This is a genomic window from Aneurinibacillus soli, from assembly GCF_002355375.1.
In the GTDB taxonomy this organism is placed as follows: domain Bacteria; phylum Bacillota; class Bacilli; order Aneurinibacillales; family Aneurinibacillaceae; genus Aneurinibacillus; species Aneurinibacillus soli.
This window is the reverse complement of the sequence record NZ_AP017312.1, coordinates 359,476-376,094: the sequence shown is the minus strand read 5'-3', so window position 1 is coordinate 376,094 and position 16,619 is coordinate 359,476. Positions and strand designations below refer to the sequence as shown.

The following is a 16,619-nucleotide window of genomic DNA, read 5'->3' as shown; positions in this document are numbered from 1 at the left end:
TCTTCCTGTGTCAATAAAAACCGAACAATCTAGATTTTTCAACAATATTCGTTCGATAAATATATGTGCTCTATAAAAAATCCCTATCCCATAGGATAAGGATTTTTCATGGAATGTATGCATTACCGTTCATCATGGTGACTCAGACTTACGAATTTGTTGTACTCCTTGAGGAACGCAAGCTCTACCGTCCCCGTCGGACCGCTCCGCTGCTTACCGATGATAACCTCGATAATGTTCTTTTTCTCGGTCTCTTTATCGTAGTAGTCGTCACGGTATAAGAACGCCACCATATCGGCATCCTGTTCAATGCTGTTATGAACAATAAAATCATTTGCAACAAAGTTGTGATTACCTGGCACTGTCGCGTCAAATACTTCTTCCACTTCTAGCGGAACAATTTCAATGATTTCATCCCAGTAAATATCAGAAGAAGCTAGATGACTCAACTTTTTGTCCGGGATCACTTTATAAAGCTTCGATAACCTTTCCCTTGAAACACCACTTTTGAAAAGAGTTGAGCCGCAATAAGACATAGCTAAACCATTACTCACATTTCTCCAGCTAAGTCCGTACTCATCCTTAACAGAAGCTACGTAAGACCATACCTCTTTCGGAATAACATCACGGTTAGGATTCCGTTTCTTCCCATGTAAAGCAGCTGAAAAATCAATAATGTTTCCGCCACGCTTTCCATAACATCCGATCCGTTCCATAAAAGCAAGCTGCATATCTTTTCCTGATATATCAACATGATAATTTGCTCTATGCTTTCCTTGTTTTACAGTGCGGACTGTACTGAGAATACTAAGTCGCAACAACAAATGCTGGACTTGCTCTGCCAGTGTCCGACTGCTGCTTGCATAATAGATTTTACCTTGCTGATCTTCCTTAAAATAAATACAACCATCTGTAGCCCATAAGTGATGCAGGAACCAGCCTATAGAATCTCTAGACTGTTTAAATACTTTATCTGGAATAATTTTCTCATAAGAACGAAGGTTCCATATACCAAGCTCTTCAAACCACAGGGTGATTGGATGTCGCTTACCACGAGCTAAACGATACGGAGCAGGCAGATAAATATGCTTCCATGTGCTTTGCTCCACTACCCGTGACTGAATACCAAATAACTGTACAGCCACCTCTGCTACATAAGAAAGATTAGCTTCGTCTTCACTTGTGTAATGAATAGGCTGACGTGCAAGCACACAACCATCTCCAATCAAATGTGCAAGAAGTCCAAGTTCTTCTTTACTCATTTGATCTTTCAATTCTTTTGAAGGTCCTAGCGTGAGCTGACGTGCTACACTAACCCGTTCACCAACTTGTAACTCTTCTACCGCTTTCCAGCCTTCCACTGTATAGAACGGATGGTTGGCTGAAGCTTTAATCGAACGACCGCTTGCTGTTCGTAGCTCAAACAGTTGCTTATACCCACTGCTGAACACCTTACTAATATGAGCTACTTCCAGCTTCAGCTCATCATTCATGCTCAATACCGGGATATTTTCCTGTCCAACCAACGAACCGATAGGAACGCGTTCCCCTGTGTCCGCACGGGTTAGCAAAGTATCGTATGATAAGCATCCACTCTCACGTATATCAGATAGCATCGGACGCTTGTCCTGGCGCTGCTCAACCGCACGGCTCAGCTGTGACAGGGCAATAACCGGGCACTCCAGCTCCCGGGCAATGAGCTTCAGTGTACGCGAGATCTCGGAGATCTCCTGCTGGCGGTTATCTCCGCCGCCCTTGCGCCCCGTAATAAGCTGTAGATAATCAATCAGAATCAACCCGAGCCCTACCTCTGATTTCAGGCGGCGGCACTTCGACCGAATATCCGTAATCGTAATCCCTGGCGTATCATCAATATAGATCGGTGCACTGGCCAGCGTACCAATTGCCATCGTTAGCTTATGCCAATCATCATCCGCAAAATAACCTGTCCGCATTCGCTGCGCGTCAATATTTCCTTCCGCGCAAATCATCCGTTGCACCAGTTGGGTCGCCGACATCTCCAGGCTAAAGATTGCTACCGGCGCACCGGCGCGTGCTGCCACATTTTGTGCCACATTCAGCGCAAATGCCGTCTTTCCGACTGCCGGACGGGCCGCCAGAATAATCAGCTCAGACGGCTTCAGACCGGCTGTCATCTTATCAAGGTCTGGGTACCCTGTCGGCAGACCTGTGATTTCTCCCTTGCTCTCGGACAACGTCTCGATATACTCATACGTATCCATGAGCACGTCTTTAATATGCATAAAGCTTGATGTACGCTGACGCTGTGCGATCTGCATGATGTGCCGTTCTGCATCGCCTAAGAGAGCCGGAATATCTTCTCCGCCTGTATACCCGTCCGTCACGATTTTGGTAGCAGCACGGATCAATCGACGAAGGGTTGATTTCTCCTCCACGATTTTGGCATAGTATTCGATGTTCGATGCAGTTGGAACAGACGTTGCCAGATCTGTCAGATACGAGACGCTGCCCACCTCATCAAGCTGTTTGCGATTCTCCAGCTCTGCCGTTACCGTTACAAGATCAACCGGTTCATTCCGCTCTCCGAGATCGGTCATTACCTGAAAAATACGCTGATGTGATGTCCGATAGAAATCTTCTGCCACCAAAATATCAGTCGCGGCAATTAACGCTTCTCGCTCCAAAAAAATAGCCCCCAAAACGGCTTGTTCAGCCTCGATGTTTTGGGGCGGAATACGATCGAGGAAAATATCACTCATCAGAATCCCTCAATTCTATTCTTCAACGACGTGTACTTTCATCGTTGTGGTTACCTCTTGATGTATTTTGATCGGAACATTTGTGTAGCCGAGCGTACGAATCGGGTCATCAAGCAAAATTTTACGCTTGTCGACTTTGAAGCCTGCCTTCTTTAGTTCTTCTGCGATTTGCTTCGTGCTCACGCCTCCAAACAAGCGGCCACCTTCTCCTGATTTCGCCTTAATGGTAATCTCCGTTTCTGCCATCACTTTGGCAAGCGCCTTTGCTTCTTCAAGCTCTTCCTGCTTGCGCTTTTCCTCGCTCTTTTGGTGAGCCTGTTGCATCTTCATGTTACCCTCGGTCGCCACCTGAGCCAGACCTTTTTTAAATAAGAAATTGCGGGCATATCCCTCAGAGACTTCTTTAATTTCTCCTTTTTTCCCCTGTCCTTTTACATCTTGTAAGAAAATTACTTTCATTTCAGTTTCCCTCCCTGGTAATTTTTCAATACTTGTTTTAGCTGCTCAACTGCTTCAGCTACCGTGACTTCCTTAAGCTGAGTAGCCGCATTATTTAGATGTCCGCCACCACCCATCTGCTCCATCACAACTTGAACATTGAAGTCACCGAGTGAGCGGGCACTAATCCCAATCATATCATCCGGCCTGCGGCAGATTACAAACGAAGCATCAATTCCCGCCATCGTAAGCAACGTATCCGCAGCCTGTGCAATGAGTAGCTGCCCGTATTTCTCATCATTCTTCCCCTGGGCAATAGCAATGTTTTTTCCGATAATCTCAGTTTGCTGTACAATTTCAGCGCGTCGGATATACTGTGTCAGATCTTCTTTCAGCAAAATCTGCACGAGAGCGGTATCCGCTCCTTTACGGCGCAAGAAAGATGCAGCTTCAAACGTACGTGATCCAGTCCGGAAAGCAAAGCTTTTCGTATCTACTACAATACCGGCTAGAAGCGCTGTAGCTTCCAGCACATCAAGGGAAAGATTCTCACCTTGATACTGTAATAGCTCCGTTACCAGCTCACTCGTAGACGACGCATATGGTTCCAGATAGATCAGAACAGGATCGGCAATGAACTCTTCCGAGCGACGGTGATGATCAATGAGCACCACTTTGCTGGTCATATTCAGCAGACGAGGTTCAATCGTCATCGATGGACGGTGTGTGTCTACTACCACAACAAGCGTCCGGCGTGTCACCATCTGGATCGCTTGATCACTTGTAATAAAGTAATCATTCAGATCTTCATGCTCCTCTACAGCCTGCATCAGCCGCTCAATCGCCGGGTTGCTTTCATCAAGCAAAATATACCCCTGCTTATCTGCTGCATGTACAGCTTTCAGTACCCCAATCGCAGCACCAATCGCATCCATGTCAGGCATTTTATGACCCATAATCAATACGAGATCACTCTCAAGCATCAAATCACGGAGCGCATGGGCAATTACACGGGCACGCACACGATTGCGCTTCTCGACCGCATTTGATTTGCCACCGTAAAACGTAAGCTTATCTCTGACTTTCACAGCGGCCTGATCCCCGCCTCGACCAAGCGCCACATCAAGGCTTGACTGCGCCATCTCGCCGAGTTCGATTAGTCCATCAACACCTGCACCAATCCCAATGCTAAGTGTGATTGGAATCTTGTTTTTCGTGGTCATTTCACGGACGACATCAAGAATATCGAAGCGTGTCGTTTCTAACTTTTGCAACGTTCCTTGATCCAGCACCGCAAAGAACTTATCCGAGGCGAATCGTCGCAAATAAATATCATATTGCTGTGCCCATTTGGTAATCGCACCTGTTACATTTGTCAGTAAGATACTCTGACTTTGCTCATCCATCCCCTGTACCACTTCATCCAGATTATCCAGATGGACAATTCCCATTACCGGCTTCTCATCATCGTAATGCATCTGCAGCTCTTTATAAAGCGTGATATCTGTAAAATAAAACAGACGCTCATCCGAGCGGATCTCCACATCGTAAATATGTTTCTGATATGTAATTTCCGCTTTTTCTTTCCCCGGCTTCACATCTGCAAGCGGGGGAAAAATTTCAAGCAGCATCTCACCAATTAAGTTCGTTCTGCCTGTCATCGTCTGCACATACTGATTGTGCCATTCAATCAACTGATTGTCATTGACCAGCACAATTCCAATTGGCATAGCTTGAATCAAGTCATCTCCTGCATGTTGAATCCGATGGCCGAGTGAAGTCACATACGACTCCATTTCATTAAGAAATCGTTTTTTGTTCTGCAGTGTGACATATATGATAAGAACCAGCCCCAGGATACCGAGAAGCCCAAATATCCAGTGGACATAAAGTGCAAGCAGCCCCGTTGCCGCTAGCCCAAAAAGAAGAGCCAGTATCATATGCGATCCAAACCAGCATTTTGCCAGGAACTTCGGCATATATTCAGCTCCTATTATTGAAGAAATCGACCCCGCAGGTCCAATCCAGCATCCAAAATGCCTATCAGTGTTAGTATAAAGGTAAACGGTGGAATAAGAAATATACATCCAGCCACAATAAGTCCCGCTCTTCTCCAATTCTTCTTATGCGCCCAGTATGCAAACACCGCAAACCCTTGAATGATAATCGCATACTGAAGCAGTATACTGATGTTCATAACCGCCATTCTTACAAACGGGTATTTCACCGGACCTATAAATACCGGAATAATGAGCGCAATAAGATAATAATACAAAACTGAACGTGGAAAGCGCAAATGCCGAATCGCAGGCAAAGCAGGCGCATTAGCCCCCATACGCTGTAAGACACGGCTAGACAACACGTGATTCAATAATGCAGTTAACAGCGATGATCCGATCAACGATGCCGGGATAATCATAGATACCATCGGAATAAGTTCTTGCTCCATCATCTTGATTCTCTCCTGCATCGCTGTGATCTGATGACCCTGCGCACCCTCTCGTTGTGCCTGTGGAAGTTGCTGAAGAGAAGCATTCAACTTTGCTTCCATCCCTTGAAACATAGTTTCTGTCATCTTTTTCATAGCTGTAACAGCCGTATCAATTGGATTAATCTGAAGAAATAAAAGAGAGATACCAATACTGATAAATACCGTAACCAACCCAATCACAGTTCCGGTAATAAGTGCTTGACCGGCATTGTTTTTCTTCCTATATATATATCCCATTCCTATACCAACTAGGGCCGCCGGCAAGGATATAAGCACACCTGCTACACCAGCCGCTGATACAAATGTCAACAATACCGCAGCCAGTACCGTTAATAATCCCTGCTTCAGCGGATGACGATATCCGTATACTGTCATCGGAACCGGCAGTGCCATAATCGCGATGAAACCTAGTGGTGTATAGAACGAAATAAGAAAAAGCACTAGAAAAATAGCGCTCATAAATGCACCTTCCAGAAGTCCTCGTACATTACTCTGCATATACCACTTCACCTCTCTTTCTTGTTCATTCTTATTACTATACAACAAAAAGAGGCAGAAGAATCATTCCCCTGCCTCTCATGTATTTATATCCTACTCTGTCACGTATGGTAACAGGGCGATTTGACGAGAACGTTTGATTGCAATTGTCAGCATGCGCTGATATTTAGCAGAAGTACCTGTTACACGGCGCGGTAAAATCTTTCCGCGCTCGCTCACAAACTTCTTGAGCAAATCAATGTCTTTATAGTCAATGTGCGTGATTTTGTTTGAAGTAAAGTAACAAACCTTACGGCGTTTGCCGCGTCCACGACGTTGTGCCATGATAGTTCCCTCCTTGATTAATAGTATGCCGGTAGCTTTCTAGAATGGTAGATCATCATCCGAGATATCAATCGGTTTTTGAGTATCAGCAAAGGGATTATCATTGAAGGCATCACGCGAACGGCTGCCGCCACCAGAGGAAGGAGCTTGACCAAATCCGCCGCCACTGTACGGCTCATCCTGAAAGCCTGAACCACCCTGGCCCTGACCTTGTCCACCAATGAACTGTACATTCTCTGCCACAATCTCTGTGACATAGACGCGTCGGCCTTCCTTATTCTCATAGTTGCGTGTTTGAATCCGGCCCTCGACAGCTGCCTGACGGCCTTTCTTCAAATACTGGGCACAAAGCTCAGCCAGCTTGCTCCAGACTACGATGTTGAGAAAATCGGTTTCTCTTTCACCCTGCTGGTTAGTCGTTCTCCGGTCTACAGCCAGTGAAAATGTTGCTACAGCTGTTCCGTTCTGCGTGTAGCGCAATTCCGGATCTTTCGTTAAACGACCTAGCAATATCGCTCGATTCAACACGATAACCCCCTTTATAAAATCAATCGAACTTATTTTTCGTCTTCACGAACAACTAAGTAACGAATGACGTCATCGCTGATCTTCATCAGACGTTCCATCTCGTTAATAGCCTGCGGCTCGGATTGGAAGTTCATGAGCACGTAGAAACCTTCACGATGATCGTTGATTTCATACGCCAGACGTTTTTTACCCATTTCGTTAACTTTTTCAAGCTCAGCACCGTTCTCAGTAAGGACGCCAGAGAAACGTTCAACGTTTGCTTTAGCAGCCTCTTCCTGAAGGTCTGGGCGTAAAATGTACATAACTTCGTATTTGCGCATACCTTTCACCTCCTTTTGGACTAAGCGGCCCCGCGACTGCGGGACAAGGAGCGAGCCTGTATTACACATGGCAATTCTAAACTCGCATTTCACTATTATAATAAAAAGAGCAGATAATAGCAAGGTGTTAATTATCTGCTCTTTCTGTATTTAATTTACCATTTATTTACATGTTTGTCCAGCTATATTTTATACATTGAAACGGAAGTGCATAATGTCGCCATCTATCACAACATATTCTTTACCTTCGAGACGGAACTTGCCGTTTTCTTTCGCCTGGTTCATGGAACCAGCTTCCATTAAGTCGTTATAAGCGACTACTTCCGCCCGAATAAAGCCGCGTTCAAAGTCATTATGAATGACAGCTGCTGCCTGCGGTGCTTTTGTGCCACGGCGGATGGTCCAGGCACGCACTTCCTGCACACCGGCTGTAAAATATGTGATCAAACCGAGGAGCGTATACGCTTCACGAATCAAGCGATCAAGACCAGATTCCTGAAGGCCAAGCTCTTCAAGGAACATCGCCTTGTCTTCTTCATCCATTTCTGCAATTTCAGATTCGACTTTCGCCGAAATAATGACGACAGCAGACCCTTCTGCCGTAGCAAACTCGCGTACTTTTTCCACGTACGGGTTATTGCCTGCTTCCGCTTCATGAATCCCGTCTTCACTTACGTTTGCTACGTACAAAACCGGTTTCATCGTCAGCATATGGAAATGGTGAATCATTTTCTGTTCGTCGTCTGTTAGATCAAGGCTGCGAGCTGGCTTCTCGTTCTCCAGCGCATCTTTCACCTTAAGTAATAAATCATATTCAACTTTTGCTTCTTTATCGCCTGACTTTACTTTACGTCCGAGACGATCAATACGGCGATCTACCGATTCAAGGTCAGCCAGAATCAACTCAAGATTGATTGTCGTAATGTCATTAATCGGGTCGATTTTTCCTTCTACATGTGTGATATTTTCGTCTTCAAAGCAGCGTACAACGTGAGCGATAGCATCGACTTCACGAATATGAGAAAGGAACTGGTTGCCAAGACCTTCTCCTTTACTGGCCCCGCGCACAAGACCTGCAATATCAACAAACTGGAACGCTGTCGGTACCGTTTTCTTCGGTACAACAATTTCTGTCAGCTTGTTCAGACGCGGATCGGGAACTTCCACGATGCCGACGTTCGGTTCAATCGTACAGAACGGATAGTTAGCGGATTCTGCTCCCGCCTGTGTAATCGCATTAAATAGCGTCGACTTCCCTACATTTGGAAGTCCTACAATTCCGCAAGAATTTGCCATATATATAAACACTCCTCAGTTTAGTTTCCAAAAACACTTTTACCATTATAGCACGAGTTATTCTGCGAAAAAAAGAAGCATACTAGAGACAGGGAGGTGACGAACATGGCAAACGAATACTTAAATGCATTCCCACCAGCAGAACTGTCCGGCAAAGAAGTCGAACAACTCCAATCTCTTGAACGCCAGCTATCCCAGGAAACAAGCAAGGAAATTATTTTAATGGCATTCGAGAAATCGAACGCCTAAGAATGGCACAAAAAAAAGCGAAGGGCGTCCTTCGCTTTTTTTTGTGCCATTCTATTCCGTAGGTTCTGCTGCTTCCAACACCTTTTTTAATCGCTTCTCGAATTTTGCACGTGGGATCATAACACTGTGCTCACATCCGAGACATTTCACACGTATATCCATCCCCATCCGAATAATCTTCCAGCGATTTGTTCCGCATGGATGCGGCTTTTTCATTTCTACAACATCACCTAATCCGAACACCTTACGCTCCATACCGCCCCTCCTTTAGTTAGCCGATGCTTGCTTTTGTCTCGAATTTTCTTCTGCCTGTTCGATGTTTGTTCCTTTTTCCCCATTCATCATAACCATGTGTGGATACGGAATTTCGATCCCATTAGCATCGAACATTTCCTTAATATCAGCCCGAAGCGTACGCATCACAGGAACATGCTGCATGGATTCACATTCTGCGATTACACGAATAACCACTTCCGATGGGCCGAATCGCTCCACACCGAGTACAGATGGTATTTCTACAATGGATTCAATGGTTTCCTTCCATCTTGGTGCTGCTTCTTTCAGTAATTCCACAACATGATTAATATCCTGTTCATACCCCACGCTGATATCAACAACCGCCATAGAGTTTGCAAGAGACATATTTGTTACTTCTGTAATCTGACCGTTCGGAATGATATGAACTTCTCCTGTCCATACTTTAATTCGGGTTACACGCAATCCGATTTCCTGTACTGTTCCCGTTACCTTACCAATCGTAACAACATCCCCAACGGCAAATTGATCTTCAAAAATGATAAAAAAGCCGGTGATCACATCACGAACAAGGTTCTGCGCCCCAAAACCAATTGCCAATCCAAGTACACCGGCACTCGCCAGCAAAGGTTGCGGATTATATCCAAGGAACGTAAATACATTCAAGAACGCAATAAAATAAATCGTGTATTTAATTATATTATTAATAAGCGTTCGCATCGTTTCACTGCGTCGTGTGTCCAGACGCAATCGCTCAAATCGCCCGCCGCTCTCCCGCTGTTGAAAGATACGGTTTACAGCAGCATTCGTTATCTTTACGATCAATTTGGCTGCAATGAACATCACGATGATCTTCAGTGTGATGGAGCCAAACTTCTCCCATCTGTTCCAATCCGTCACATACGCCATAAAACTGTCATAATATTTTTCGAGGCCCATTCGAATCCTCCCCTCTCTATATTTATCTTTCGTACGGCTGATACAGCCTATATATACCGTTATCTTTACAATAATATCCTTTAATCTCTACTTGCTCCTGTCGAATAATCCGATCTGCCTTTTCGAAATCCGATGCCGAAATGTCAATGGATAAAGCGCAGCCTGCTGTCACTTCTTTCGGAGTCGGCCGCGTATCAATCTCAATATCCGCGTACTCCAACAGCATCTCAGCACGCAATGCCTGCTGAGTAGAATCAAATGCGATCAAAATCAAAAGTTCCATTCTCTGTTCCTTCGCCTATCCTTTCTGCCTCATACGCTTCTGTTAACGACTATACCAAAAATCAGTACAGTTCGCACATCCGAGACATTCATTTTTTTACGTGTCAGCTTAGTCTTTATCCCCTTTTTCCACTTTGTGAATAAATTATAGTAAAAGGTATATTTGTCATAGCTTATGCATATACTAATACTATTATTTTTTAGCGGGAGGTACACATGATTAACAACAATAATATGGTACACATGTACCCGCTCACACCGTATCGAGTTGATCATACAGAGGATCAAGCGATCGCTTTGCTCACAGAAAATATCGGACAGCGCCTTCAATCATATCGTAGTTATTCAGATATCATCGTCTTCTGTATCGGCACTGACCGCTCTACCGGAGACGCACTGGGTCCAATTGTCGGCTCTAATCTGGAAAAAATGTATACGAACCATATTACTGTATACGGCACGCTAGAATCTCCTGTCCATGCCGTTAACCTGCAGGAAACCATTGAACATGTGCAGAGAAAACATACAAATCCGCTCATTATTGCAGTAGATGCGTGCCTGGGTCAGTTGAATAGTGTCGGAAAAATCACAGTTGCACACGGTCCCATCAAACCAGGAGCCGGTGTGAAAAAGCAGCTTCCAGAAGTAGGCACGTTCCATATCACCGGTATCGTTAACATTGGCGGCTTCATGGAATACTTTGTTCTTCAGAATACTCGCCTCAGTATCGTAATGAAAATGGGCGAAGTAATTGCAACTTCTATTTCTCAAGCCATTACTTCTTCCAAAGAGTACCCATCACGCTTTATGCCTCCTCTGTCTTCTAACCCTTTTTATCAAAGTGCATCAGAATAAATGAAAGAGCATATGATTCACCACGCATGTCTTTCGATACCATGCAGTGAAACGTATGCTCTTTCTTTTTAAAACATCGACATAAACCACGTTTGAACAGCAGACCAGTTTTTAATAACTGGCACACCCACTGTCACAACGAGAAGAGCCGGCAGCATATTTGCTGTTCTAATTTTAACAACGCCAAGCAAATTCAAAGAAATCGCCATAATCATAATCCCACCGGTTGCTGTCACTTCTTTCACAATTAGCATCAGCATCTCCTCGCTTACAAGTTGATTAATAAAATGAGCTCCAAGTGAAAGAGCTGCTTCGTATAGAAAAACAGGAACAGCCGAGAATAATACACCGATTCCAAGCCCAGATGCAAAGATTACAGCCGAGAAACCATCTAGCATCGCTTTTGTAAATAGAATCTGATGATCATTTCGCAGGCCACTGTCCAGTGAACCAAGAATCGCCATCGCCCCCACACAATATACGAGCGTAGCTGTAACAAAAGCTGTAGCGATACTCCCCTTCCCTTTGCTCCCAACTCTACTTTCCAGAAACTTTCCAAGCTGATGAAGCTTATCCTCCAGCTTCCACCACTCTCCAAGGATAGAACCGACAACCAAACTAAAAATAACAAGCAAAAAATTGTCCGATTTCATCCCCATTTGTACTCCCAACACTAAAACCGCAAGTGCAAGCCCCTGCATGACTGTCGCCCGTGTACTCTCTGGAATACCGGAGAGTCGAGAGCCAAGCAGCGCACCGATGATGATCGTCAATGCATTGACGATCGCTCCAAGCAGTACCACCTATATTCGCTCCTTTGCTTACATGCCAAACGCCTCTTGGATCTCCTTGAGTGCTGTAATAAGCGCCTGCACATCTTCTTCGCTATTAAAATACCCAAAGCTTATTCGAACTGCTCCTGTTTCTGCTGTACCTGCTGTCTCATGTGCAAGTGGCGTACAGTGAAATCCAGAACGAACTGCAATGTTATACTGCTGGTCCAAAATATACGCGAGTTCGGATGCTTCAATACCATCTACGGTCAGCGGAATAACAGCTAGTCGCTCGATCTGCCTATCTGGTCCATATACATGAATGCCCGGCATTTGTGCCAGCTCCTCTAGTGCCAGCCGTGTTAACTTCCATTCTTTTTCCCGAATCGTATCGACTCCAGTCTGCAGCACAAATTCCACCCCGGCTCCCAAACCAGCAATCCCCGGTGTATTCAGCGTACCGCTTTCATACCGATCTGGTCTTGTATCGGGCTGATCAGCTAACTCTGATTGACCGCCAGTTCCCCCGTGAAGAAGCGGTACAAGCGAAAGATCAGAGCGTACGTACAATCCGCCAGTTCCCTGTGGGCCATATAAACCTTTATGTCCCGGAAACGCCAGCATATCAATCGCCATCTCCTCTACATGAATCGGAAGTACACCGGCAGTTTGCGCTGCATCCACCAGATAGGTAATGCCATGTTCGCGTGCCAGTTTGCCGATCTCAGCGATAGGTGTAATCGTCCCAAGCAAGTTAGAGCCATGTGTTACCACAATCAACCCTGTTTCCGGACGAATCGCTTTTCGGATTTCTTCAACGGAAAACAGATGATTGGCATCAGGCTTACTATATGTAATTTCGATACCGTGCTCGCGTTTCATAAATTCAAGCGGACGGCGAACCGAATTATGCTCCAAGGCTGTCGTAATGACATGCATCCCTGGCTTACAAAAACCCTTAATTGCCTGATTGAGTGCCTGTGTTGCATTTGCTGCAAAAAAAATATCATTTGGATTCCGAATGCCAAAAAGCTGGGCCAGCTTTACCCGTGTTCCATATACAACCTTGCTTGCTTTCATGGAGAGCTTATGACCGCCCCGCCCCGGATTCGCTCCATACTCTTCTACACATTCTACCATCGCCCGGCTTACCTCTGCTGGTTTTGGCCAGGTCGTAGCTGCATTATCCAGATAAATGGTGCGCATCTGTCATCACTCCTTTTTTCTCTTTCTTACAAGTATCCCCGAATCAGAATGAAAGGCAACCTGTTGGCTGCAGGTTGCCTGTTTATACACTATTTTTTTCAATAATCTCGAGAATGCGCTCCAAATCTTCTTCTGAGAAATAAGCAATCTCGATTTTTCCTTTTCTTTTATTACGAGATGGCTTAATGCTGACGGACGTCCCAAATGTCATGCGCAAGCGTTCTTCAAGCGCTTTAACGAATCGCTCATTTCCATCCGTTTTTGTTTCGCGTGAAACTTTTTTCTTTTCATTCAGTCTTTGAACAATCTCTTCCAGTTCACGTACGCTCATCAACTTTGCTTCCACTTCGCGGGCAAGCTCTAGTTTAATCTCATCATTTTCAACTGCAAGAAGAGTTCGGGCGTGTCCCATAGATAATGTTCCACGTGAAACACTTTCCTGAATTTCATTTGGGAGATGAAGAAGGCGCAGGAAATTTGCTATATGAGGACGACTTTTTCCTACACGCTTTGCCAGATCCTCCTGCTTCATCGAAAAAGTCTCCATCAGCTTCTGATATGCTTGCGCGACCTCAATTGCGTTCAGATCTTCCCGTTGTAAATTTTCAATCAGTGCAATCTGCATAACCTGCTCGTCTGTAAAATCTTTAACGACAACAGGAACATGATCTAATTTAAGCGATTTAGCAGCACGCAACCGACGTTCACCTGCAACAAGCTCATATCCTTTGATACTTTTACGGACAACAAGCGGCTGAATAATACCATGTTCCTGAATGGAATCAGCCAATTCACGTAGTGCATCCTCTGCAAAATGCTTACGCGGCTGATACGGATTAGGTCTTATTTTTCGAACGTCAGCATGGAGGATTTGGTCACCTTCTTCTACCTCAACCGTAGGAATGAGTGCATCTAAGCCACGACCTAATCGTTTACTCAATTCCAATCACCTCTCTGGCCAGGTCACTATATACTTCCGCTCCCTTAGAACGGCGGTCATATGTAATAATCGCCTGCCCGTGGCTTGGCGCTTCACTAAGCCGCACGTTGCGCGGGATGATGGTTCCGTACACTTTTTCCTGGAAGTATTTCTTTACTTCATCAATCACCTGAATACCAAGATTCGTCCTGGCATCCAGCATGGTTAGTAATACACCTTCAATATAAAGATTTCGATTCAGCTGCTTTTGAACAAGACGAATCGTATTTAACAGCTGACTGAGTCCTTCAAGTGCATAATATTCACACTGAATCGGAATCAATACAGAGTCAGCTGCCGTTAACGCATTTATCGTTAAAATCCCAAGCGAAGGCGGACAATCAATAATAATATAATCATACTTGTCCCGAACAAGATCAAGCGCCTTTTTTAACCGCTTCTCGCGGGCATATACGGGAACAAGTTCAATCTCAGCTCCCGCTAACTGAATTGTTGCCGGAAGTACGAATAAGTTTGGAATTTCTGTGGGCAGAACTGCATCCATCGTATTAATATCATTAATTAAAACATCATACACACAGTAGCTCACATGTGCTTTTTCGACTCCGATCCCACTTGTTGCATTTCCTTGCGCATCAATATCAACAAGCAGAACTTTCCTTCCTTCCTGTGCGATGCAGGCGCTGAGATTGACAGAGGTAGTAGTTTTGCCGACGCCGCCTTTTTGGTTCGTAACTGCAATAATTTTCCCCATCCGTTACACCTCTGCTTCACTTATCGGGATTTTTACGTATGTTTTTCTTTCGGGATTTTGATCACAAACTGATAAAATTCATCATGATCTTCTTCTTCTGTTTCAATCTGCAAGCCGCTCTTCACAACCATATCAACCGACTGACGCACTGTGTTGATGGCAAGTCGCATGTCTTTTGAGAAAGATCGGCGCTGCGGCGCTTTTCTCTCCTGCTGTTTCTCCAGCAATAGCTTTACTCGCTGCTCTGTCTGTTTGACATTCCAGCCCTTCTCTACGACTTCCTGAAGGACTCTCAGCTGCAACTCTTCATTCTTTAAAGAAAGTAACGCACGCGCGTGGCGTTCTGAAATCTTACGCCCAAGCAGCGCTTCTTGTACCGCATCCGGCAAATGCAGAAGACGAAGTTTGTTGGCAACGGTTGATTGACCTTTTCCCAGCCGATTGGCCAGACTCTCCTGTGTCAGGCCGTGAATATCAATTAATTTTTGGTACGCAAGCGCCTCTTCAATCGGAGTTAGTCCTTCTCGCTGCAAGTTTTCAATTAAGGCAATCGATGCCGCTTGCTCGTTGTTAAAATCTTTAACAATTGCCGGGATTTTCTCCATGCCAAGTTTGGTTACGGCCCGCCAGCGACGCTCACCTGCGATGATTTCAAATGCGCCGTTACGCTCCCGGACAACGATAGGTTGAATAACTCCATGTACTTTTATCGTTTCGCATAATTCATCGATTTTGTTATTATCGAATACTGTTCGTGGCTGATAAGGATTGGGAACAATCTGTGTAACAAGAATCTGTTTGATTTCTTCATGCTCCGTCCGCTCTGTTAAACCAAACAAACGGGAAAACTGATCCTTCATAAACTAACACCACCCACTCTCCTTCTTTCCGCTTCTGTCCTATTTCGCCATTTGCTTTTTTATTTCCTGCCCTCTTCCATGTTTCACGTGAAACGTTACGAAAAATAAGCAGAAGAAAAGACAGCCGAAACGACTGCCTTCTCCTATTACTCACACAATCGGTTTTTTTGCCGGTGTTCCGGCTTTGCGCGGGTACGTACCCGGTGTTTTCTGCTGCTTGCGAATACTAATAATATTGCGTTCGGACTGCTCTTCTGGAAGCTGGAATGTCTCTACCCTTTCCGTTTTTCCTCCGAGCGTCTTAATCGCTTTTTTGCCTTCAGTAAGCTCTTCTTCAACGTTTGAGCCTTTCATAACAAGAAATATGCCGCCCTGTTTAACAAAAGGCATACATAGCTCAGAAAGAACACTCATACGTGCCACAGCACGGGCTGTAGCCATATCGAATGCTTCCCGATATTTTGCGTTCCTTCCCGCGTCTTCTGCGCGGCTGTGAAGGAATGATACATCCTGCAGGCCAAGCTCTTTCGTTACTTCCTGCAGAAACATCAGGCGCTTGTTCAGCGAATCCAGAATGGTAAGCTTCAGATGTGGGAAGCAGATCTTAAGCGGTACGCCCGGGAACCCCGCACCGGAGCCTACATCAATTACACTCTGTACGGTACTGAAATCGTGATAAAAAGCGGGCGTAATGGAGTCATAAAAGTGCTTTTCATACACCTGCCCCTGTTCTGTAATCCCAGTCAGATTCATTTTTTCATTCCATTCGACCAGCAACTCATAATACCGATAGAACTGTGACAACTGCTCATCCGACAATGAAATTCCATGGTCAAAAGCCAGCTGCCGAAGCATCATTGCATCCATGAT

Annotated in this window: 19 protein-coding genes; 2 read left to right on the top strand and 17 right to left on the bottom strand. The window is 45.0% G+C overall.

What is annotated here, in order from left to right:
• Positions 1 to 122: 122 nt before the first annotated feature.
• The 8 genes from CB4_RS02030 to ychF form a co-directional block, all read right to left on the bottom strand.
• Entirely contained in the window at positions 123 to 2,741 is a 2,619-nt protein-coding gene (locus tag CB4_RS02030) for a replicative DNA helicase (protein ID WP_096463355.1), read from the bottom strand.
• A 15-nt stretch (positions 2,742 to 2,756) separates the two neighbouring features.
• Positions 2,757 to 3,200 (bottom strand): 50S ribosomal protein L9, encoded by a 444-nt coding sequence (rplI, locus tag CB4_RS02025; RefSeq protein ID WP_096463354.1) that lies wholly within the window; start codon positions 3,198 to 3,200, stop codon positions 2,757 to 2,759.
• On the bottom strand, positions 3,197 to 5,158 hold the full coding sequence (locus CB4_RS02020) for a DHH family phosphoesterase (RefSeq protein WP_096463353.1): 1,962 nt from the start codon (positions 5,156 to 5,158) through the stop codon (positions 3,197 to 3,199). The genes rplI and CB4_RS02020 overlap by 4 nt, the downstream gene beginning before the upstream one ends.
• Before the next feature lie 14 nt (positions 5,159 to 5,172).
• Entirely contained in the window at positions 5,173 to 6,168 is a 996-nt protein-coding gene (locus CB4_RS02015; RefSeq protein WP_096463352.1) for a YybS family protein, read from the bottom strand.
• Between the two features lie 93 nt (positions 6,169 to 6,261).
• The gene (rpsR, locus tag CB4_RS02010; protein ID WP_096463351.1) at positions 6,262 to 6,492 is read right to left on the bottom strand and encodes a 30S ribosomal protein S18; all 231 of its coding nucleotides are present in this window, start codon (positions 6,490 to 6,492) and stop codon (positions 6,262 to 6,264) included.
• Positions 6,493 to 6,531: 39 nt separating this feature from the next.
• Complete coding sequence (locus CB4_RS02005) at positions 6,532 to 7,020, bottom strand: single-stranded DNA-binding protein (RefSeq protein ID WP_172890747.1); 489 nt, start codon at positions 7,018 to 7,020, stop codon at positions 6,532 to 6,534.
• 29 nt (positions 7,021 to 7,049) lie between these two features.
• On the bottom strand, positions 7,050 to 7,340 hold the full coding sequence (gene rpsF / locus CB4_RS02000) for a 30S ribosomal protein S6 (RefSeq protein ID WP_096463349.1): 291 nt from the start codon (positions 7,338 to 7,340) through the stop codon (positions 7,050 to 7,052).
• Between the two features lie 189 nt (positions 7,341 to 7,529).
• Positions 7,530 to 8,636, bottom strand: coding sequence for a redox-regulated ATPase YchF (ychF, locus tag CB4_RS01995; protein WP_096463348.1), 1,107 nt, complete (start codon positions 8,634 to 8,636; stop codon positions 7,530 to 7,532).
• Positions 8,637 to 8,741: 105 nt separating this feature from the next.
• Between ychF and CB4_RS20780 the strand changes: the two genes are divergently transcribed.
• On the top strand, positions 8,742 to 8,885 hold the full coding sequence (locus CB4_RS20780) for a hypothetical protein (RefSeq protein WP_157737760.1): 144 nt from the start codon (positions 8,742 to 8,744) through the stop codon (positions 8,883 to 8,885).
• Positions 8,886 to 8,936: 51 nt separating this feature from the next.
• Here CB4_RS20780 and CB4_RS01990 read toward each other — a convergent pair whose 3' ends face one another.
• From CB4_RS01990 to CB4_RS01980, 3 genes are read right to left on the bottom strand one after another with little or no spacing between them, the layout of a single operon-like run.
• The gene (locus CB4_RS01990; protein WP_096463347.1) at positions 8,937 to 9,140 is read right to left on the bottom strand and encodes a DUF951 domain-containing protein; all 204 of its coding nucleotides are present in this window, start codon (positions 9,138 to 9,140) and stop codon (positions 8,937 to 8,939) included.
• Positions 9,141 to 9,152: 12 nt separating this feature from the next.
• Positions 9,153 to 10,079, bottom strand: coding sequence for a mechanosensitive ion channel family protein (locus CB4_RS01985; protein WP_096463346.1), 927 nt, complete (start codon positions 10,077 to 10,079; stop codon positions 9,153 to 9,155).
• Positions 10,080 to 10,101: 22 nt separating this feature from the next.
• Entirely contained in the window at positions 10,102 to 10,362 is a 261-nt protein-coding gene (locus CB4_RS01980; RefSeq protein WP_096463345.1) for a putative Se/S carrier protein, read from the bottom strand.
• Positions 10,363 to 10,577: 215 nt separating this feature from the next.
• Here CB4_RS01980 and yyaC point away from each other — a divergent pair, with 215 nt between their 5' ends.
• A complete protein-coding gene (gene yyaC / locus CB4_RS01975; protein ID WP_096463344.1) occupies positions 10,578 to 11,216 on the top strand; it encodes a spore protease YyaC in 639 nt (212 codons plus the stop codon).
• A gap of 68 nt (positions 11,217 to 11,284) precedes the next feature.
• Here the strand turns inward: yyaC and CB4_RS01970 are convergent, their stop codons facing one another.
• The 6 genes from CB4_RS01970 to rsmG all read right to left on the bottom strand — a co-directional run bounded on the left by CB4_RS01970 (position 11,285) and on the right by rsmG (position 16,616).
• Positions 11,285 to 12,019: a DUF554 domain-containing protein gene (locus CB4_RS01970; RefSeq protein WP_096463343.1), complete on the bottom strand. Its 735-nt coding sequence runs from the start codon at positions 12,017 to 12,019 to the stop codon at positions 11,285 to 11,287.
• An 18-nt stretch (positions 12,020 to 12,037) separates the two neighbouring features.
• A complete protein-coding gene (locus CB4_RS01965) occupies positions 12,038 to 13,195 on the bottom strand; it encodes an aminotransferase class V-fold PLP-dependent enzyme (protein WP_096463342.1) in 1,158 nt (385 codons plus the stop codon).
• Between the two features lie 82 nt (positions 13,196 to 13,277).
• Positions 13,278 to 14,135 carry a ParB/RepB/Spo0J family partition protein gene (locus tag CB4_RS01960; protein ID WP_096463341.1) on the bottom strand — a complete coding sequence of 286 codons (858 nt, stop codon included), beginning with the start codon at positions 14,133 to 14,135 and terminating at the stop codon, positions 13,278 to 13,280.
• On the bottom strand, positions 14,128 to 14,889 hold the full coding sequence (locus tag CB4_RS01955) for a ParA family protein (protein ID WP_096463340.1): 762 nt from the start codon (positions 14,887 to 14,889) through the stop codon (positions 14,128 to 14,130). The genes CB4_RS01960 and CB4_RS01955 overlap by 8 nt, the downstream gene beginning before the upstream one ends.
• A gap of 32 nt (positions 14,890 to 14,921) precedes the next feature.
• Positions 14,922 to 15,749, bottom strand: a complete 828-nt coding sequence (gene noc / locus CB4_RS01950; RefSeq protein ID WP_096463339.1) for a nucleoid occlusion protein — start codon at positions 15,747 to 15,749, stop codon at positions 14,922 to 14,924.
• A 150-nt stretch (positions 15,750 to 15,899) separates the two neighbouring features.
• A complete protein-coding gene (rsmG, locus tag CB4_RS01945) occupies positions 15,900 to 16,616 on the bottom strand; it encodes a 16S rRNA (guanine(527)-N(7))-methyltransferase RsmG (protein WP_096463338.1) in 717 nt (238 codons plus the stop codon).
• Positions 16,617 to 16,619: the final 3 nt, after the last annotated feature.